Here is a 17,873-nt window from a genome sequence, read left to right on the forward strand (position 1 = left end):
ATTATCCGGTTGATTGAAAGATAAAATACTTCAATGCCTTCTATTATCCAGCTTATAAAATTTTTAAATGCATAAATGGTTAATCACCTTTCTTATGCTTGTGTGGCTTCAGTGATGGCGTGTTACCTGGAGCTTCCTTATTATCTCGTTGACGTTGGTCTGGCTTCCCAGTTGACTCTGCGATTCTTTTTGGCCCTGGCTTAATTCCCATGATTTCTGTTGGTTTATGCTTTAATATAAAAATATAAATTTTCAACACAATTTTAGGTAGATTGACAGTTCCAAATGACGGATCTTGTAAGAAACTATATATTCCACTTACATCCGGAATATATAAGAAACAGCATAACTACCCATCGTAATGTGCTTCAGATTATAACAAAAATAGTCGGAAATGACAGATTGTAAGTGGTTTATTGTGAACGATTCAACTTCTCAGATCGGTTGAATCTTTGTTGCTCTTGCCAATATTACATTTCAAACATAATGTCTGTAAGTTCTCGATCTCATCCTTCCCTCCCAGTGATCGCGGCTGGATGTGGTCAACATGGAGCACGATTCCGTGTTCTTTTGCGCTGCGACGACAGCTACAGCATGTCCAGTTGTCGCGGGCCAATACTTGGTACCAAAGTCCCGCACGCACGAAGCGGTAACTATCTAATTCCGGCATCTGAATTTCCTGATCGTCCGGTTTTAGAAAAACAGGTTGCTTTCGGGTCGCAAGCCAGGTCGATAAAGCCTGAACGTGCTCCGGAAATTTAGGCTTTACTCCTTCGGCTAATGAATAGCAGATATCCAGTATCGGAAACAACAGCACGAAGTCCAGAATCAACTGGTCAATGGCCATCGGATTCGCAACGGGTAGATACACGGCCGACGATTGAATTTCAAAAAAGTATTCATCCCTTAGCATTTGCTTCAGGGGGGCGAGTTGAATCTGGTCCGTGTGAGAAGTATATGAAAGATTGCCCTGATTTAAGAGCGCCGTGAATTCATCATAATTCTGGCGGAAGTACTTTTTAAGCTTCCAAAAGTAGTCATCGTCCCACCAGTTAAAAGGCCGAACGCTTACGGACATTCGTCCGGCATTGGTCACTTGAAAAATAGCGGATGCAGGATGAAAGGCATACGGTTTTCCGTCCTCTCGTATTACTTTAAGTTGGCGGTCAAAATGCCTTCGGCCTGACACTCCAATTAAGACCAGATCAGTGTCCCGGTTCGATTTGGCTTCTTTTCGGTGGGAAGGACTATAAATGAAGTTATACTTTTCAAACGGATCAATGTGATAGGCTTCCTTCACCTGTAGCAACGCTTCATCCAATAACCGCTTCAAACGAGGAAAGAAGTAATTCTGAAGGGTATTCAGTTTGGTTTTGGTATCCGGAATCGAAAATATTTCAGTATCGCGGGCTTCAAAGATAAGTGCTTCTGACGAGGTCATTTGCAATGGGGTTGAGATTGCGCGTATCCTAAAAGTACATAGACATACGATTAAGGATTGGATTGTGAATCAAAAAATTACCTAAGCAGATTTTATCAGGTTAACCTACGCACTTGATATAGTGAGATCCGGTTCAGCGGATCTCACTATATCAAAATCACAATGTAAATTTTGCTGGGCTTACCTGGTTTTTACTTTTACTAAAAGTTACGGCCTAAATGATTTTTCCACAGTCTGTAGGCAGTTGAGATTTCTTTTTGGTGTAATGCATGTTGAGCATCCATGATGAACAGTTTCAATTGGAGCATGAAATTTTCCATATCAGCTGTTGAAAATTTGCGAAGCAATTCATCATTTGGAGGAACAGGCATAATACATGACCATTTCTTCAAAAGTGTCTTATAGATACTTCTGAGAATATGAAATAAAGCTTGATCATCCCTTGGGTAGGGTTTAAATAGTTTAGCTGCTAACGTAGTCAGTGCTATTCCTTGGGGCACCCTCCTATTATCGGCAATATGATGACACCAAGCCTTTAAATACCTAACAATACGAACCAGTTGGCCTAAATTTTGCTCCCCTTGCTGGATAAACCAATCCTCAAATTCAAGTGGATCACTTTTAACCCAACCATTACGGGTAGCTAAATAAGATTTACCACGGCCTCGTAAATCGTTTAAATAATAAATAGGTAGATCAATATGGAAGCTGCCCGCATAAGTGACACGAACACATTTTGTCTTGAGCTCGGGCTGAGTCTGAGTTCCATGACCATTTACAAAAAAACGATGTAATGCCCTCATGAGGCTTTCAGGTTCAATGCTAGGCTTAGGGAAAAAATACACGCCAATATCAATGTCGCTTTCTTCACCATATTTTCGAATTAATGTTCCAAGCTGTTTAGAACCCTGAACCTTGAACCGCTTAAATGGGTACCCCTTATCTGCACAAAGCTTTTTAATATATTCGCAAACAGTTTTATTTGCTCTAGCTAACCGGCTTTGAGTAGTTTTCGAAATATTCAACACTTCATTGAACGCAAGAAGTTGATTGTGACAGTTAGCCATAACTAATCATGCCTTGGTTGGAGTATCATGATGAATGCTTTTCCCAAGCCATATACCGCCGTTGATCTGGTATAACTCATAAAAAACAAGCCACTCAGCAGTCCAGGGAATAATTGTATCACTGATGTGATATGTGTCCTTCCAAGGTGTTTCGGCAGGATGAAAGAGGCACAAATGTCCTTGGGAATAGATATGAATATCTACGGACTGAACAATATGGGGCTCCAAAACATACATTTTTGGAATACCCCACACTGGATACTCGAGCCGTACTTTGTAAATTATAGAATATTCTGTAGGTTGAATATACCCAGTGCTGATAAGTTTTCTAGAAAACCGGTGTACCGCATTGCAGCGGAAACTTTTAAACCGGTTTTCGATCATATTCTTTTCAACCGTAAGCTTTTGCCAATCAGAGATCATACTTTTAAAGACTTATTCACCGTAAAAACTATGGTCCCGGTTTCGAGTGGTATTTATCGATGAGTCTGTAATCACGCCAGCAGAAGTTGTATAAGCTATTTTAGCCGATATGTAAGATGCTTTCTCCCGTAAAGCCCTCTCGCGGGCATCGATATCGGCGTCTTCACCCAGTGGAAATCGGTCACCCAAGTGTTTTCGCCATAGGTTACTGGCTTTAAGCTGGTTCGTCTCATCAATGGCTTTCTTTGCGTTGTCAATGAACGTATCCAACTCATCCAAAAAATCGTCACGCTGTTTGCCAGTAAAGCTTGCCAATAGGTCATCTCCGGGAGTTACGGGTAGGATACACTTAAATGACTTCTTCAGCACATCACGTATCGCTTTAAGTGTATAATACATCGCTTTGTCATCACGGTCGTCCAGAACCCGGTGTTTAACACATAATACCGTCAGAGCTACCCCTTTGGGCATTTTTATAGATTTTCGTTTACGGTCAGACCAAGCTTTCTGGTAGCGAATTAGTCGTACTACCTGGGCTTTACCATCTTTTTCTTTCTGGTACCATTCCCAAAACTTTTTAGGATCGCTGATGGACCAACCCTCCCCTTTTACAGCTAGATTGGGCGAGTTATCACCTTCTGAGGAATCGCGATAATATACTGGTAAATCAATATGATAATCGCCCTTATAAATGACCCGAACACATTTTTTTTTGTGTTCAGGTGGGGTACTGGTCGCTCCTTCAACGGCTTCTAAAACCCACTTCTGCATAGTCGTGGCAGTTTCACTTGGTTTTGGGAAAAAGTAGACACCGTTATCCATATCGCAAGTGTCTTCTTCAGTTCGAATAACGGTCCCCATCTTATACGATCCTTGAATGTAAAACCGGGGTTTGTATTCGGGATGCTTTTCTGCGAAGTGCTTCTTAATTCGTTTACGCAGGTCCTCGCGTGACGTACACATCCGATCTTTCTTTGTGGCAGTCAGTTTGAGCTCATCCGAATTGAACGAAGTAAATAGTGAATGACAATTGGCCATTGTATTTGTTGTTTAAAGTGAAAATGAAGGGATATAGTGGGTAATTTTTTCTTTGAAGTAATCGGCAGCTATTCGAGTACCATGCTGGTCATACAAATCCTTACCTTTCTCTTTTAAGAAGTTTAGCTTGTTTTGGCGCGTCGTATCAAGGCTCACCCGCTCTTTGCTTGAATCAAATTTGACTTGAATACGGTCATACTGGAACACCTGCCGGTCAGTATTTCCGACCCCTCTGCTTAATACCTTGAGTGTATTATCAACAATTTCTGAGTTGGCCTGCATCATCATCTCCACCAAAGGTGGGCCGTTAAACGGGTTCATCCAGTAAGCTGCTCCCCAAGCTGGGCTCAGATTGTAAAAGCGGTCTGTGGAAAAGGGTTCTTTAAACGCTTCAGACCCAGTTCCTAAGGAGAGAATTTTAAGATTACCGATTGGGACGTCTAGAGCAATGGCCTCCGAAAAACCAATTATTGCTGGATTATTAGCAAAAATGCCTCCATCGACCAGATTCGTTAAGGTGTTAGTCGTATTGGTAAGAGTATCAAAATATTTAAATGTATGGGCCGGAAAAAAGGTTGGGGCAGCACTCGTTGCTAACGCGACCTGATAAGCAGGCACTTGATAATCTCGCCGAAGTTCGGGATTGTGTGATGTTTTAAATACACGCGTTTTACCAGAGGAGGCGATATAGGCCGGAATTGCCAATCGGGTTTTCGCATGTCCAAGGCGGGTTTCGTCATTCCCATTCGAGTAGGGTCCGAAAGCCTTTTTTAAAACATTCATAAGACCGGCATTTGAATGTTTGGGATGTGATACCCGACGAACGTTTTTAGGGGTAGTCCAACGCCAATGACCAAAGATCTTCTGAGCATTGGTATCGTATAGGGCAAGTATTTCACTGGCTGACATGCCTAAAGCGAGACCAATGGCAATAATACCACCCGTTGAAGTACCACAGATCAGGTCGAAGTAATCGCAGAAACGAACTTGCTCTCCTTTTTCATGGCTTAGGTGTGACTCCAGCTCACACAGAATACGAGCTGGAATAATTCCACGGATGCCCCCTCCGTCAATTGATAAAATGCGAAAAGATTTTTGATCCTGAGTGTTCACGATTGTTATATTTCATTTGATGGTGCGGTAGTGAGAATATAGCTTTGTTAGAAATGAATTTACACTTTAACACAACAAGAATACTAATATTTGATAATATTTGCAATTTTAAAGTAACAATGTTAAGTTTGTAACGTTAATAAGATAAGAGATGCCCCCGTAGCATGGCGCCTAAAGAAGAAATTAGTCGGTTTTTAGCTGACTTTAAGACGAAGATGGACGTCTATAATGTGGTGTACATGAATCGGGAAAAGAACCTGCAAGCATTAAGCGATTTAGATATTCGACCTTTTGAACGAACCGCCTATTTAAAAAGCCTGGAGGTTGAAAGTTACTATCGGGGACCGTTACCCGATCAGGCCGGCATCAGCGATTTGTGGGAATTCGGAATACCAGTGAAAGGCAAAGAGGTTTACATAAAAATACAATTAGGCGCTCATAACCGCTCAACGATCTGTATATCGTTTCACTTGGCCGAATTTCCTATGACATATCCCTACAAAAAACCATGACAAGTCCGTTCACTGGCGGAGAAGTAATCAAAAAATCAACCATCCAGACGCTTACCTATCGATCGCAAACGTTTCAGATCCACGCTCATTATTATGAATGCGTTGATACAAGCGAAACCTTTACGACAGAGGACCTGGACGCGCTCAACCTTCTCCAGCTTCACAATCAGTACCGAGAGCGTAATCACATTCTTTTCCCTGAACAAATTAAAGCCCTGCGGGAACGCTACGGCGTTAGTCAACGAACAATGTCGACGCTTTTGGGCTTTGGCATCAACCAGTATCGGAGTTATGAAGAGGGAGAAATACCCAGCCTGTCGAATGCTAAATTAATGAATCTAATACGCGATGCCCGTAATTTCAGAGAATTGGTTCTAGATCGAAAAGATGAATTGAAAGAACGGGAGTTAGCGGATTTGCTTCGACGGGTTGACGAGCAGCTCATCATGCAAAATGACCCTGTACATCCTGTCTTAAGTACTATCTGGAATTCATTGAATGTACCCAACCAATACACGGGTTACCGGATACCTAACTTCGATAAGTTTGCCCAGATGGTATTGTTTTTTTTCGATCAAATGCCTCATTTATATACGGTAAGATTGAATAAACTGCTCTTTTTTGCTGATTTTGGGCATTACAAAAGAACTGGTTTTTCCATCTCTGGAGCACGTTACTGCGCCATTCCTAAAGGCCCTGTACCTGATGAATACCGTATTCTGAATGATTTACTTGTTCAACAAGGATACCTTGAACAAATTTATGCGGAGCGTGGTGATGAGGTATTTGAAGCTTTTCAACCCCACCAATCTAGACAAGTAGAGAGGAATATCTTTTCTCATAGTGAATTGGAGGTCCTAAATTTGACTGTAAAAACGTTCAAATACGTGAAAACGGCAGAAATCATTGAGCGTAGTCATGAAGAATTAGGCTGGATTGATAATGTTGAGTCTAAAAGTTCTATTAGCTATCAACAATATGGATTTGTATTAAAAAGCTTGTGATTAAATATTAATGAAATGAAAAAGCCATCCGTCAGTATTGTCGGTTGGCTTTTTCATTCTAGCAGTGAAATAAGGTACTTATACTTGACAGTTAGTGAATTCAAGGATTTATTCATTATAGTATGGAAAGCAAGGAAAGAATTTCTTCACAAAATCTTGAAAAAGTCGCCGAACTCATTCCGACAATTTTATACAAATACCGCGATTGGAAAAAAAGCTACCATAGAGATATATTAACCAAACAAGAGCTGTATTTCTCTTCTTCCAGTGAGTTTGAGGATCCTTTTGATTGCCGTTTTCCGGTAGAGATTGATTTTTCCTACGAAGCACTCTTCCGGTTTGTGGCAAATCTGAAACAGTTCGAACGACGCGGGCCTATTAATTTATCTCAGGTTCAAGCTGAGGCCGATTATCTGTATAAAAGAGATTTTAACACAATTGAAAAGCGACAACTTAAAGAAAAAGAATTTTATAAATTATTTAATAATTCGCTTGGGATATTCTGCTTCGCCAAGCGGAACAATAGCCCGGAAATGTGGGAAAAATATGCTGATCATAGGCAGGGCTTTTGCGTTGGGGTCTCATTAAATAGCCATTACAGGTATCTGGCGGAGAAGGGAGTTGGGGGAGCTGACGTGACCTATGTTGATGAAGATCACCCTCGCTTAAAATGGGTAAGCACTTTCCAAAGTAAAGTAGGAGCAATGAAATTCTTTTTTAAAATGACGATGCTCAAATACCGGAAGTGGGAATTTGAGGATGAATATCGATTGATTAAAGAACATTATTTACCTTATTCCATACAGCCTAAACTCCAGGATAAGAAGATTCCCATTCCCAAAAGCAGCTATCAAGAAATTATCTTTGGTGATAAAATGCCGGATTCGGAACGAAGAGACATTATCGAAGTATGCAAGAATGAAAATCTGGATGTAAAATTTTACACGTTGCAGCATGACGAAGCAAAGCACATTGTCATTGCTAATTTTTAGCTGCTTTTGATCTTACCAACCAAATCCTTCACTCTCGAAAATGCCGATGGCAGTAAAGCGGAAAAGGATACGATCTCATCGCTGTAAAAATACAATGCAAGCGCTGCCAGTGTCAATAGGAAATTCAGGACCTTCGTGATGAGCCAATCGTATTTCTTAAGGGCATCTCCATATCGGCTCCACACCTCCGCTCGTTCAAAGTGGCGGACTGCTTTGTCGCTAAATTGATAGTTAATCAAGGGAGAGTCAGGCAACTCTGATGGTTCTGGATCAGGTTGCTTGACGAGAGATTTTGTTTTGCGGTTTTCCATCTCACACCGGGTTTAATGGTGCCGTTACCGCGACGTGCGAGATGCCATTCTTTCTGGACATATTCTGGACGGTCACGGTAAAGACACTTTAATCGCGAATTGCGATGTATGTATCTTTCCGACCGTCCGGTAGTCGATGAAAGAGGGATATTTAAAGATGCAAGAAAAAAATGAGAATTTTGCGAATTTTCATTCATTATTTGCTTGATCGTGAATTAATCTGCTGATTATCAGTGGGTATTATATCGAAATTATTTGTGTTTTAAACGGATCATTTCATTAATCGTCTTATTTCGTATATCGTTCTCTAATTCATCCTGATTCTCTTGCTCCTTAAAACAACTTTAGCCTATTTCGGCTTGAGCAGATATTTTCCCGCCAGCTTCGTTAAACCGGTCAATATACTGCCGATGGTCACTGTATCAATGTTGAAGATCAGCATACAGATAATGAGCAAAATCGGGTAGATAATCCAAGACCAGCCTTCTTTAAAGGCCAGCCCTAATTGCTTGATTTTGTAGGCTATCGATGCAGGGCGCTGTTTGGGAACAACCCTTCTGGTTTTGGTCGTCATGGTAAAGACGGTTTAATCGTATCAAACGATATTACCTTCTTTCCCGACCACCCCTTGATCGATGAAGAATGGAGTATTTAAAGATGCAAAATTTCCAGCAAATTCCTGGCATCTAAAACGTAAAACGTATAGTTACTTTTCCATATCGCCCTGATAATCAGTGATTTTGTTGTCGGGAATTTTGGTACTTTTTCTTCACTGTTTCGCTCAGCATTCCCATCAGGGTTTCTTAAAGGAGGTCATATATTATAAGGTGGGTTGTATATTATATAAGCATCTTACCGCCTAATTATTTGGGGACTGAGTTCGACGATGCCGGATTTTGTAACTGAGGTTCTGAGAAAGCTTTTCAGCCGTTCCTTCATCCATTCGCTCCAAATAGGAATCGACAATTGAGCTTAATCGTGCTTCGGAAAACACATACAGATCATTAATTATTTCCTCAACCAGGTTCCGGATGAATACGATGATTCTAGGTTTAACGCGTTCGTAAAAGTCAAATGTGGCTTGATGGAAATCTCCCCGATTTTTAAATTCATTAATTCGATCGAATTCAGCTGGATACCCATTTGCCGCATGCTTGAAAACATTGTTTATAATCCTTAGTTGGTCACATTCCAGGTAACCATCCATTTCCTTTAGTTTTATATTTTTACCATCGAAAAATGAATTGATACTTTCCCACCTGTAAAACTCTTTTGTTCCTACGTCCGGGTAGGCCGTACTTATTAATGATTTAATATTGTTCTCAAAGTTTTTGTACAAATAGGTAGTGTATCAGTTTGAAATTTATCACCCTCAATCTTTTTTATATTTGCCCCGCACTTTTGGAGATTCTATAGGAGCAAGTTCGGCAATTTGCGCAATACTCATTGGGCGATCAGCAAGACCGGCTTCCATTGCCGGGGTAACCCGCAACGTTTTGTGAACCTTGCAGAAGTTGTAATATACGAAATGAAGTGCTATTGCGTGGCAATGGTTTTCGACCTTCTTTGAAAAGCCGTTGGTTAGCCGCGTAAACCGGCGCATGTGCATCCGCATGGTCAGGTTTTGACGTTCTACGTAGGAGGTCGAAATGTGCGCTTCATCCGGGCGACCGTCGATAATCGTCTTTTTTGCCCCGGTATATTCCGCCGAACTATATCGCTTGTCGTTTCCTTCTCCCTGTGCTGAACCGTAAATTTTGACTAGTTGGGCGAAGTCAATGTTACCCTCAAACGTGGCTTCTACCGCCGTTAAATACGGCTTAAATCCGTCCGTAGTCAATTGAATACGGTTAGCAATCCGGCTTTTAATATCCTGCATGAACTCATAAGCAGATTCCGCGTCGCGGTTGCCCACAAACCAGCTTACAATTAGCTTGCTATCCGCGTCGATTCCTGTCCAAGTCCATACGTCCCCTGCCTTATCCGGTGCAGCTACCGCACTTTCTACATTCTTTTCTTTGGCATAAACGAAGCTCCAAATTTCGTCACACTGAACGCGCTGGCTATTCACCCCAATAACCGTTGCATCGTGAAACTGCTGGCAAGCCGCACCCACATCAACCAGTAGCTTTGTGACGGTATTGATCGACACATCAGCAACGCGGGAAGTAGCGCGTAGGCTCATGCCTTCAACTAAGAGTTGAATGATTTGGGTGCGTTTGGCAATTGGTAGCTTGTTCATGATGTAAATATACAACATTATGCTTAACCTGTCAAGCATTTGTTCAGTTTAATTTTAAGTGATGTAAACATACAATTTTTCTTTACAAATCCTTTGTATTGTTCATTAAAACCTATAAATTTGATGATGTAACAATACATTTTTTTTGCTCAACCCTAGTTTATGTTTAATAGTCAGGATGATATTGATGCCTACCTGGATAGGCTTTTAAACTCGGACAAGCCTACGTTACAAAGGCTGTTTGATAAAAAATTGATGGATGTTGGATTGACCCCAACAGCCGCCAATAAGCTAATGCAAATGCAGTCCCGCACATTAAAAGGGATATTGAACGGAACTCAACAGTTAGTTGACGTAAGGAATCTTTTGAAGCTTGCCAGCTTCTTACAGATTCCACTTGAAGAAGTTATCGAGCTATTTCTGAAATCGTTAGAAAAGAATTTTCCAACTGTTGGTGTTAACTCTGAAGAAATTAGGTTTATAAAAGAAAACTTTAACCTTGCCGTTTTGAGGAAGGCAGGATTGATAAATAACATTTCAGACTTTAATCACATAAAAAAAAGAATTTGCGCTCGGTTAGGGTTAAAGTCAATTTTTGAATACCGAAAACCTAACATTGATATTGCTTTTAGTTCGGGCTTATTTAAGGCAGAAAATGATTTAACGCGCGCTTTTTGGATTAGTGCGGCTCAGGCAACATTGAGTGTAATAGACAATCCATTTCCTTATGATAGGGAAGGATTGATTAAGGCTTTCCCGAAACTACGCTGGTTTTCCATGAACATTGAGCGCGGTCTAATTGAGGTGGCAAAAATTTTATTTGAGCTTGGTATAACTGTCATTTACCAAGCTCCAATGCAGACCTTGCAATTACGGGGAGCGACTTTTAACCATAGTGGAAAGCCATGTATTGTTTTAACTAATTATCACGGATTTTACGGAACCCTATGGCACGCTCTTATCCATGAGCTTTACCATGTACTTTTTGATTGGGACGAAATTAAAGCGCATAAATACCACCTCACCGATGACTCTAATGAGCAGTTATCTGTTCAGGAACGAGAGAAAGAAGCTAATGAATTTGCTCGAACCTATCTTTTCTCAAAAGAGAAAATGGATGTAATTAGTCCGTTTCTGCACGATGTAGATTTTGTTGCTGATTATGCGGCTGACAATCACATCGAAAAAAGTATTATTTATGTATTACATGCTTTTGAAACTCAAGCTACTAACCGAAATGCTTGGCCTAGAGCAAAACGATACTCCCCGGATATTAAGGACTGCAAATTGCCCTTAAATATGTCGTGGGAGGATGAAACGCGCGTAGAAGTAGCCGTCCCAAAACTAGCAGTTGAAACTTATCCTGTATCGAAATGACAAACGAAGAAGAAGAAAACAAGAAAAAAGACGAAGAGAAAAAGAAATTAGATCAGTTAAACGGTTTTCAGGGCGAAAAGCTTCAAAAGCCCGAATTAACTCCTGAACAACAGGAAGAGCGTTTGCTTATCTCTGGTATGCTTTTTAAGCAGACCGAACAGTTCACAGAGGAAGAGCTAAAAAGAAAGCGAAAACGTCAGAAAGAAATTTTTGAAAGTCGCATCGTTGAGCTTGCCGATGGGCGACAGTTTACTATTAAAGAACTACATTCATTAGTTGTAGGTATAAGACAAGCATATGTATCCCTATTCGATAATACCACCGACTTCTTTTCGCAAGTATACCGGTTATGTGGCATACAAGGCGACCCAAAAAAGTACACTAAGCCCTATAAAGTCTCAAGAATTATTCGCAGAATAATTTACGCTAGATTTCAGGTTGAAGTATTACCAGCATTAGAATTTTTCAATCCAGTTGTTCTAGGCGGATTTCGTAGATATAAACTTTCTCAATACCTAAATGATGAAGGTAAGAAGAAAATAATCGAGTTCAGAAAGCAAGCAGAAGAGATGATGAAAACCTACCCGGATTTAGATTGGTATAGATTTGAAAAGGCATACTGCAAAAAGTATGATCTTCCATTTCATAGGTCACTGTTTGACACAGAAGATTAATCAATCTTTCTTCCACCGTTTCGCTGCTGCCTTCTGAGCAATTTCTTTGCGCTGTTCAGGGGTTAGCTTTGACGCGCGCGCATTTCCTCCCTTAAGCCCTCCCAACCTTCCAAGTGCCACAGCCGCCGGATTCTTCGTATCTTCGGGCGGGGTGTTCGGCTGTTCACCGGTTGCTATATCAGCGATGAGCTTTGCTAGCTGGTTCGCGTCTGTGGGTCTAACTTTCTTTGCCATACCACAAAGATAAAAGGCTTCCTTGAACGGTCAAGCATTTTCTAAATCAAGAAATTTCAAACTGATACACTACCTACAAATAAATTATCTTCATTTCCGCCAGAACCGACAGGTGCCGCTCTTTATCATATTTGTCAGCTTGTAAATTTAAATATTCATCATAATTAGCTTCAAACTCTGGGGAGGGTTCAAAGATTTTATCTTTTTTGGACACAACTTGGTTAATGTCTTCGTCAAGTTCGACGATTTCATTCTCCATTTGAAGAAATAGCCCCTCGGTAGCATTGTCAAACATATCAAAACCCTTCTCTACTATAGAGAGTAATCTTTCCCTTGTAGATTTTATATCCATGATTTCTGTTATTACATATTTAAGGTACTTGAATAGTTGTCGGCACCGTTTTCAGGCTAAAATTTTTGAAAGATTTTTTATCTTTAGAATGAAGCATTCGATCCACCACATTAATGTTTAGTTAGAAATAATGGATAAAAATGATATTTTGTTGAGGCTTTTCAAAGCAATCCAGGAAAACAGCGACAATGAACACCTGGATTTCGCTTTACCAGGGTATGCGGCCCGGCAATTGATTTCCTATCAGGCAATTCGGGAAGATTTAATGCAATGTCTTGCGAGTATTAAAGAGTTGATGGAGAAAGACCATAATCAGGTGGTCAGGACTGCTCTTTGGTACTCGACTATCAGCCTTTATGGGAAGTGCTTTACAGACGCATCCACCTCTAAATCTTCTAAGCTGGAAGTCAAGGATTGCTTTACGGTGGGGCAGGGGCTGCATGGCGTGCATGAACAGCTAATGGACTTGAGACATAACCTGGTGGCACACCGTGGGGAAACGATCCAAGAGATTGGGATCGCTTATTTACGCTTACGGTTACATGATTCGGCAAGAGGGGCCCATGTTAGACAAGGCAAATTCAAGATACCTAAAGATTTAAATGTGATTGTGGAATTATTGGAGCATTTGATTGCGGTATGCGAGATGAAATTTGAAAAAGCCACCGAGAAGGCTTGGGATCACATGATGAAAACCTATACCCCTACGCAAATGGCACTCTTAAAGATCGGCGGTCCTAACATAAATCAGGCGATCACAGAAAAGTTCAATCCTGAAAATCCGGAGCCCCCGGCAAAAATTGAACGACCCGAATTTTCCGGGGAGAAGTTTGTATAACTTTCATTATTTTAACCAGTGATTAATGCCAGTGGTATTATTATCCGATTTCTTCTCATTAAAATGGGCTTTATTGTATTTATCTCTCAATATTTCTACTTTGCTGAGAAATAAATAAGCTGTATTCAGCTTATTGTCTTTGCAAATGAAATTGAAATTAGGTTAATTGATATTTATGAATCACAACTATCGCTTTTATTAGCTGACTAATTGTTGAGACGATAATTTATGTTATATTAATAGATATTATGGAAAAAATTTTAGCGTTTATTGATCTACTTGGATTTAGCCAAATGGTAGAAAGAGATCCAGAAAAAGCTAGAACCGTTCTGAACGATTTTTACAATATATCATATCAAATAATAAAAGATAATACTGATGTTAATGGAAGCTTATTTTCGGATAGTTTACTTGCTCATTCAAATAATTTTGCGGCACTTATCAATTGTATAACAGAAATTTATAGAAGATGTTTAAATAACAATACGAAATACCTTGAAGATGAACACTTCTTTTTGTTACCTAGGGGTGCTATAAGTGTTGGTTACTTTAATATTGAAGAAAGGTCTACTTCTCCTAATCTAACAAAAGACTTTATAGTCAGCCCTGCCCTAGTTCATTCTGCTAAACTTGAACAAAGTATAAAAGGAAGTCGATTATTAGTCGCTGTAAAAAAAGATGATTCACATCAAATATCAGACCTTCTTTGGAATAACAATATTAAAAGTATTTTGTATGAAAACTCAGCATTTGAGTTTTGGAAAAATTATACTTATTCAGATTCTTTATGGTTCTTAAATTTAAATAAATCACCAATTGAACAGAATAAAGAAGTTGTAAGTTTAATCGATATTTCTATAGCTCTAGTTAACAAAAATGCGAGTAATAATAAAATTCTTGATCAACATATTAATACATTACGAATCGGATTACTTTCTTATATTAAATTTGTCAGAACAATCGACGATCCATATATTACAAGAATAATTAATGAATTTAGCGATGATAAATATTGGTTACTTTGGTTAACGATTATTGAAGTTATTGTTAATTCGGGTGATCACTGGCAATATGTTTCATCGAGATTTATTACTGATTTTATTAAAAGATCAATTGTAAAAACTGGCTGGGCGAAAGTGTTGGAAGAAATTAATAAGCCTGGACATAAATATATGCTAGATATATTTAATTCTTTTTTTCAAGAAATGAATATATCAACAATCTCATAGTTATACTAGGTGCTAATTATATTTTTGAATTAACTAAGTATGCGCCGAAAATTAGCAAAAATTTGGTTGGAAGCGATTACTTCATTTTCCAAATCGTTTCTAACTGAAACTAATGTTTGAAGTAAAGACGGCATACTCAGAGGGCTGCAAGGTTGGCGTGATGACTCTACAAATGGTCCGTCGCTTTCAGTTAACAATCTATCTGAAGGGATAGCTTGAATTAACTTTTTTCCTGCAGATGAGTTGGCCATAGCATGATTAACCGAGAAGTAAAAACCCGCATCAACACCGCGTTCCAACATAACCAGACTACCAGAAAACCAGTGTAATATTATTTTTCCTGGAAATTGTTCGCCAATTACATCGATCACTTCTTTATCCGCACGCCTTGAATGGATGGATAATATTTTGTTCCTCGCATCCGCACAAGCATTGATAATGGAAATAAAGAGCTTTTTCTGAATCTCAAAGTCTGTACACGTTCGATCATCTAAACCAATCTCTCCAATATAGCGAGTCGTTGGTAATAATTGCATAAATATGGGCAACTCCCTCTGCCTCTCGGACGCAAGCTGGGGATGTAGCCCTAAAGCAGCCCGTATGTATTTACTGTTAGCTGCAATCTTCTCGGTGTGAAAATAGACTGAGGGGGTGTTGGTTACAGCAATTGTATAAATTCCACTTTGCTCAATTAATGTTGATATATTCGGCCGTGGCCATAAGTCTAAATGGAAATGCGTATCAAGAAGGTGATTCATTTCAAGGTAATATTTGTTCAATTTCTTGCATCCCCTTTCGGTACATGTTTGTCAAATCTATCAACTCCTGTTGAGAAAAGTGAGAGAGAGGCCCTGAGTTCATAATATGGATAAGAGTATGTCTGGGATTCATAACTCTAAAACGTTCCAAAGCCAGTCGAAAAGCTCTTGGGTCTCGCCCAGAGCCCTTGTGAACATGTATTGGGTCGGTTTGCACATTCATAACATATTTAGTATCGCGAAGACCGTTGACCTCGAGAGAAGCTCGTCGAATGAGGCAAGGCGTACAATAACCACAGTGCGTTCCCGGTGGCAATTTTTTAAAACGAGCCTGATCAGGATGAGCGCAGGACAATGTCGATTTAAAATGAGCCTTTAGCAGGGCGGGATTCTCGCAATCACCGACCATTTCTCCTTTTGTTTTGAACTGGTAGGGATTATCGATTTGAATTGGGATGCTAAGCTTGTTAAGAATTTGCTGAAACGAATAAAGAAAATATGGATGCGTTGTACGGGTGCTATGACTTCCATGCCGGGTAAAAGTAAGAGGAACGTTCAGTGAAATAAAGCCATTTTCGGGGATAATTAACGGGATGTTATTACAACAATTGGCAACCGCCAGACCCAAACCAATAAATAAGATTGATCTGGCGCGGGACGAAACCTCCTTTTGAGCCCCCTCAAAAGCTTGATTGGGTTGTACATAAAATGGAAAATTAACCACATTCTGATTAGGATAGGTTGATTTCAGTAGTTGAAAGAGTTCCTCCTGAGTTTGACCTTCTCCCCCGCCTTTTTTATGATGCCCAACTAAAGCCAAATGATCCCCCCGATGCAATAAATCAATTGCACCAATAAACGAGTCTAAACCACCTGAAAAAAGGCATACTTTCGTAAGGGTGTTTGGGAAAGCGTACTTTTTGCTAATTAGTTTTGCGGTATCTGGCGTCCCCTCACGAAAAACAAATTCCCATTTATCACCGCTCAGAAAAGAAAGCATCTTTTGCAGCTCTTCCTGAATAGCTTCCCATTTGGGTAAGATTTTAACGGGCACGTAGCATCTAAAGTGACGGCTCCAATTCAGATAACCATTTATTTCTCTAGAGACTGTCTGATCTACAGCATAGGCCATTAAGGTAATATTCAACAGATCCTGTATTTCCTCCGTCAGTTTAGTCTGGTCAATTAGTCGATATACTTTATGTTGAAGAAGCATGGATTGACGATCCTGTTCAGAAAAATCGACTACGAGCAACTCAGCATCACCTATGGTATCTGGCCTAAACGTGTCGGTTGCGTTCGTTCGGAGAAGGATTGGCTTTACGTTCATTGCTCAATTAATGTATATGTTTCTTGAAAAATTGAATTGATTTGTTGGGTGACACTTGGGTCCAGAAAGCTAAATGTAGCGACATTGACATTCTTGAAAGCGATGCGAACCGACTCTCCCACAAACTCTTTTATCGTTGTTTCGGCATCTACTAACTCCGCTTCGCTTACATCTTTTCGCTCTAGTACAATTCCCACTTCATTTAACCATTTCTGATAAATGTATTGCTGAGTTGCCAGTAGCAATGCTTCTTTTACTTCGTTAGGACCTAATGCATCGACCGGTTGAAGCGTACCATTCTCATCCGTTAGTTTATCATATAAATAACATAAAGAATCCAGAATTGCCTTTCGGGTTATTCCTTCGTCAATTGGTCCGCCTGCCGGAGCTAATTGGTCGGCCAGTTTAGCGAAAACTTCTTCGGCGGGCTTACCAAGGCAGTCCTGTATTCCGGCGTTTCGTAGTGCCTCATTGAAACCACGATTAACTACATCACCCAAAAAGCCCCCCAATCCAGCTACCGCACCAATGCCTCGACCAGCTGAACGCGTTGTTGCTTGTGGACCTCCCCTAGCTCTTACGTAACTACGACCGGCATTTTTTAGCGACTTCGCGTTACCTGGAGCGCTACCAAAGCGTGACATCGCAATTTTGGCATCACTCCACCTTCGAGGTTTGGAACTATGTTTCCCTGGGGAATCCACCGGTTTATCATCATTTGAGGAAGGAGGCTGTTTTGGCCCACCCTTAGGGGGAGGTGCAACTGGCTGACCAGGGGCAATCGGTGCAGTAGGATCTGGATTGTCCGAAGTAGGATTATTTCCATCTTGCGGAAAATTGGGGGTTGGTGCTAATTCATAATCGGGATTATTATCTGCCCAGGATGGGAGCAGCGAACTATTATTTTTTGGTCCTTTAAATGAACTTGAGGTTCCCAT

General features: G+C 40.2%; 21 protein-coding genes. 7 read left to right on the plus strand and 14 right to left on the minus strand.

Annotation, left to right across the window (positions count from 1 at the left end):
• Positions 1–427: 427 nt before the first annotated feature.
• The 5 genes from F0P93_RS31830 to F0P93_RS30375 all read right to left on the minus strand — a co-directional run bounded on the left by F0P93_RS31830 (position 428) and on the right by F0P93_RS30375 (position 5,082).
• Positions 428–1,441, minus strand: coding sequence for an HNH endonuclease (locus F0P93_RS31830; protein ID WP_150881548.1), 1,014 nt, complete (start codon positions 1,439–1,441; stop codon positions 428–430).
• A gap of 200 nt (positions 1,442–1,641) precedes the next feature.
• Positions 1,642–2,508 carry a CBASS cGAMP synthase gene (locus tag F0P93_RS30365; protein WP_150881549.1) on the minus strand — a complete coding sequence of 289 codons (867 nt, stop codon included), beginning with the start codon at positions 2,506–2,508 and terminating at the stop codon, positions 1,642–1,644.
• A gap of 6 nt (positions 2,509–2,514) precedes the next feature.
• Positions 2,515–2,931 (minus strand): type II CBASS E2 protein, encoded by a 417-nt coding sequence (locus F0P93_RS31650; protein ID WP_191908963.1) that lies wholly within the window; start codon positions 2,929–2,931, stop codon positions 2,515–2,517.
• Between the two features lie 12 nt (positions 2,932–2,943).
• On the minus strand, positions 2,944–3,969 hold the full coding sequence (locus F0P93_RS30370; protein ID WP_150881550.1) for a CBASS cGAMP synthase: 1,026 nt from the start codon (positions 3,967–3,969) through the stop codon (positions 2,944–2,946).
• 12 nt (positions 3,970–3,981) lie between these two features.
• The gene (locus F0P93_RS30375) at positions 3,982–5,082 is read right to left on the minus strand and encodes a CBASS cGAMP-activated phospholipase (RefSeq protein ID WP_191908964.1); all 1,101 of its coding nucleotides are present in this window, start codon (positions 5,080–5,082) and stop codon (positions 3,982–3,984) included.
• Positions 5,083–5,246: 164 nt separating this feature from the next.
• On the opposite strand from F0P93_RS30375, the gene F0P93_RS30380 reads away from it, so the two are divergent.
• The 3 genes from F0P93_RS30380 to F0P93_RS30390 all read left to right on the plus strand — a co-directional run bounded on the left by F0P93_RS30380 (position 5,247) and on the right by F0P93_RS30390 (position 7,590).
• A complete protein-coding gene (locus F0P93_RS30380; RefSeq protein WP_150881552.1) occupies positions 5,247–5,594 on the plus strand; it encodes a type II toxin-antitoxin system MqsR family toxin in 348 nt (115 codons plus the stop codon).
• A complete protein-coding gene (locus F0P93_RS30385; protein ID WP_150881553.1) occupies positions 5,591–6,598 on the plus strand; it encodes a type II TA system antitoxin MqsA family protein in 1,008 nt (335 codons plus the stop codon). Before F0P93_RS30380 ends, F0P93_RS30385 begins: the two co-directional genes overlap by 4 nt.
• Positions 6,599–6,720: 122 nt before the next feature.
• Positions 6,721–7,590 carry a DUF2971 domain-containing protein gene (locus F0P93_RS30390; RefSeq protein WP_150881554.1) on the plus strand — a complete coding sequence of 290 codons (870 nt, stop codon included), beginning with the start codon at positions 6,721–6,723 and terminating at the stop codon, positions 7,588–7,590.
• Here F0P93_RS30390 and F0P93_RS30395 read toward each other — a convergent pair.
• The 4 genes from F0P93_RS30395 to F0P93_RS30410 form a co-directional block, all read right to left on the minus strand.
• Entirely contained in the window at positions 7,587–7,901 is a 315-nt protein-coding gene (locus tag F0P93_RS30395; RefSeq protein ID WP_150881555.1) for a hypothetical protein, read from the minus strand. The two genes, F0P93_RS30390 and F0P93_RS30395, sit on opposite strands and share 4 nt — an antisense overlap.
• Positions 7,902–8,250: 349 nt before the next feature.
• Entirely contained in the window at positions 8,251–8,475 is a 225-nt protein-coding gene (locus F0P93_RS30400) for a hypothetical protein (protein ID WP_150881556.1), read from the minus strand.
• A gap of 285 nt (positions 8,476–8,760) precedes the next feature.
• A complete protein-coding gene (locus tag F0P93_RS30405; RefSeq protein WP_150881557.1) occupies positions 8,761–9,240 on the minus strand; it encodes a hypothetical protein in 480 nt (159 codons plus the stop codon).
• 33 nt (positions 9,241–9,273) lie between these two features.
• Positions 9,274–10,143 carry an IS1 family transposase gene (locus tag F0P93_RS30410; RefSeq protein WP_225309721.1) on the minus strand — a complete coding sequence of 290 codons (870 nt, stop codon included), beginning with the start codon at positions 10,141–10,143 and terminating at the stop codon, positions 9,274–9,276.
• 162 nt (positions 10,144–10,305) lie between these two features.
• Between F0P93_RS30410 and F0P93_RS30415 the strand changes: the two genes are divergently transcribed.
• Both F0P93_RS30415 and F0P93_RS30420 read left to right on the plus strand, forming a co-directional pair.
• Positions 10,306–11,520, plus strand: a complete 1,215-nt coding sequence (locus F0P93_RS30415) for an ImmA/IrrE family metallo-endopeptidase (RefSeq protein WP_150881559.1) — start codon at positions 10,306–10,308, stop codon at positions 11,518–11,520.
• On the plus strand, positions 11,517–12,194 hold the full coding sequence (locus F0P93_RS30420; RefSeq protein WP_150881560.1) for a P63C domain-containing protein: 678 nt from the start codon (positions 11,517–11,519) through the stop codon (positions 12,192–12,194). Before F0P93_RS30415 ends, F0P93_RS30420 begins: the two co-directional genes overlap by 4 nt.
• On the opposite strand, the gene F0P93_RS30425 is transcribed toward F0P93_RS30420, so the two are convergent.
• On the minus strand, positions 12,195–12,428 hold the full coding sequence (locus F0P93_RS30425; protein WP_150881561.1) for a histone H1: 234 nt from the start codon (positions 12,426–12,428) through the stop codon (positions 12,195–12,197). It abuts the gene before it with no gap.
• Between the two features lie 73 nt (positions 12,429–12,501).
• A complete protein-coding gene (locus tag F0P93_RS30430; protein WP_150881562.1) occupies positions 12,502–12,780 on the minus strand; it encodes a hypothetical protein in 279 nt (92 codons plus the stop codon).
• A gap of 130 nt (positions 12,781–12,910) precedes the next feature.
• On the opposite strand from F0P93_RS30430, the gene F0P93_RS30435 reads away from it, so the two are divergent.
• Positions 12,911–13,618: a hypothetical protein gene (locus tag F0P93_RS30435; protein ID WP_150881563.1), complete on the plus strand. Its 708-nt coding sequence runs from the start codon at positions 12,911–12,913 to the stop codon at positions 13,616–13,618.
• Positions 13,619–13,866: 248 nt separating this feature from the next.
• The gene (locus tag F0P93_RS30440) at positions 13,867–14,847 is read left to right on the plus strand and encodes a hypothetical protein (RefSeq protein ID WP_150881564.1); all 981 of its coding nucleotides are present in this window, start codon (positions 13,867–13,869) and stop codon (positions 14,845–14,847) included.
• A 29-nt stretch (positions 14,848–14,876) separates the two neighbouring features.
• Here F0P93_RS30440 and qatD read toward each other — a convergent pair whose 3' ends face one another.
• The 3 genes from qatD to qatB are packed head-to-tail and all read right to left on the minus strand — an operon-like array spanning position 14,877 to position 17,873.
• Positions 14,877–15,605 (minus strand): Qat anti-phage system TatD family nuclease QatD, encoded by a 729-nt coding sequence (gene qatD / locus F0P93_RS30445; RefSeq protein ID WP_150881565.1) that lies wholly within the window; start codon positions 15,603–15,605, stop codon positions 14,877–14,879.
• 1 nt (position 15,606) lies between these two features.
• Positions 15,607–16,935 (minus strand): Qat anti-phage system QueC-like protein QatC, encoded by a 1,329-nt coding sequence (gene qatC, locus F0P93_RS30450; protein ID WP_150881566.1) that lies wholly within the window; start codon positions 16,933–16,935, stop codon positions 15,607–15,609.
• Positions 16,932–17,873 (minus strand): Qat anti-phage system associated protein QatB, encoded by a 942-nt coding sequence (qatB, locus tag F0P93_RS30455; RefSeq protein WP_150881567.1) that lies wholly within the window; start codon positions 17,871–17,873, stop codon positions 16,932–16,934. The genes qatC and qatB overlap by 4 nt, the downstream gene beginning before the upstream one ends.

The sequence above is a fragment of the Larkinella humicola genome (assembly GCF_008727875.1).
Lineage (GTDB): Bacteria > Bacteroidota > Bacteroidia > Cytophagales > Spirosomataceae > Larkinella > Larkinella humicola.

What these genes read in the sequence shown, in the direction of transcription:
- F0P93_RS30380 (WP_150881552.1), top strand. Translation starts at nt 5,247, where the DNA reads ATGGCGCCTAAAGAAGAAATTAGTCGGTTTTTAGCTGACTTTAAGACG.
- F0P93_RS30425 (WP_150881561.1), bottom strand. Translation starts at nt 12,428, where the DNA reads ATGGCAAAGAAAGTTAGACCCACAGACGCGAACCAGCTAGCAAAGCTC.
- qatC (WP_150881566.1), bottom strand. Translation starts at nt 16,935, where the DNA reads ATGAACGTAAAGCCAATCCTTCTCCGAACGAACGCAACCGACACGTTT.
- F0P93_RS30385 (WP_150881553.1), top strand. Translation starts at nt 5,591, where the DNA reads ATGACAAGTCCGTTCACTGGCGGAGAAGTAATCAAAAAATCAACCATC.
- F0P93_RS30395 (WP_150881555.1), bottom strand. Translation starts at nt 7,901, where the DNA reads ATGGAAAACCGCAAAACAAAATCTCTCGTCAAGCAACCTGATCCAGAA.
- F0P93_RS30415 (WP_150881559.1), top strand. Translation starts at nt 10,306, where the DNA reads ATGTTTAATAGTCAGGATGATATTGATGCCTACCTGGATAGGCTTTTA.
- F0P93_RS31830 (WP_150881548.1), bottom strand. Translation starts at nt 1,441, where the DNA reads ATGACCTCGTCAGAAGCACTTATCTTTGAAGCCCGCGATACTGAAATA.
- F0P93_RS30430 (WP_150881562.1), bottom strand. Translation starts at nt 12,780, where the DNA reads ATGGATATAAAATCTACAAGGGAAAGATTACTCTCTATAGTAGAGAAG.
- qatD (WP_150881565.1), bottom strand. Translation starts at nt 15,605, where the DNA reads ATGAATCACCTTCTTGATACGCATTTCCATTTAGACTTATGGCCACGG.
- qatB (WP_150881567.1), bottom strand. Translation starts at nt 17,873, where the DNA reads ATGGGAACCTCAAGTTCATTTAAAGGACCAAAAAATAATAGTTCGCTG.
- F0P93_RS30440 (WP_150881564.1), top strand. Translation starts at nt 13,867, where the DNA reads ATGGAAAAAATTTTAGCGTTTATTGATCTACTTGGATTTAGCCAAATG.
- F0P93_RS30390 (WP_150881554.1), top strand. Translation starts at nt 6,721, where the DNA reads ATGGAAAGCAAGGAAAGAATTTCTTCACAAAATCTTGAAAAAGTCGCC.
- F0P93_RS30400 (WP_150881556.1), bottom strand. Translation starts at nt 8,475, where the DNA reads ATGACGACCAAAACCAGAAGGGTTGTTCCCAAACAGCGCCCTGCATCG.
- F0P93_RS30370 (WP_150881550.1), bottom strand. Translation starts at nt 3,969, where the DNA reads ATGGCCAATTGTCATTCACTATTTACTTCGTTCAATTCGGATGAGCTC.
- F0P93_RS30435 (WP_150881563.1), top strand. Translation starts at nt 12,911, where the DNA reads ATGGATAAAAATGATATTTTGTTGAGGCTTTTCAAAGCAATCCAGGAA.
- F0P93_RS30365 (WP_150881549.1), bottom strand. Translation starts at nt 2,508, where the DNA reads ATGGCTAACTGTCACAATCAACTTCTTGCGTTCAATGAAGTGTTGAAT.
- F0P93_RS30410 (WP_225309721.1), bottom strand. Translation starts at nt 10,143, where the DNA reads ATGAACAAGCTACCAATTGCCAAACGCACCCAAATCATTCAACTCTTA.
- F0P93_RS31650 (WP_191908963.1), bottom strand. Translation starts at nt 2,931, where the DNA reads ATGATCTCTGATTGGCAAAAGCTTACGGTTGAAAAGAATATGATCGAA.
- F0P93_RS30420 (WP_150881560.1), top strand. Translation starts at nt 11,517, where the DNA reads ATGACAAACGAAGAAGAAGAAAACAAGAAAAAAGACGAAGAGAAAAAG.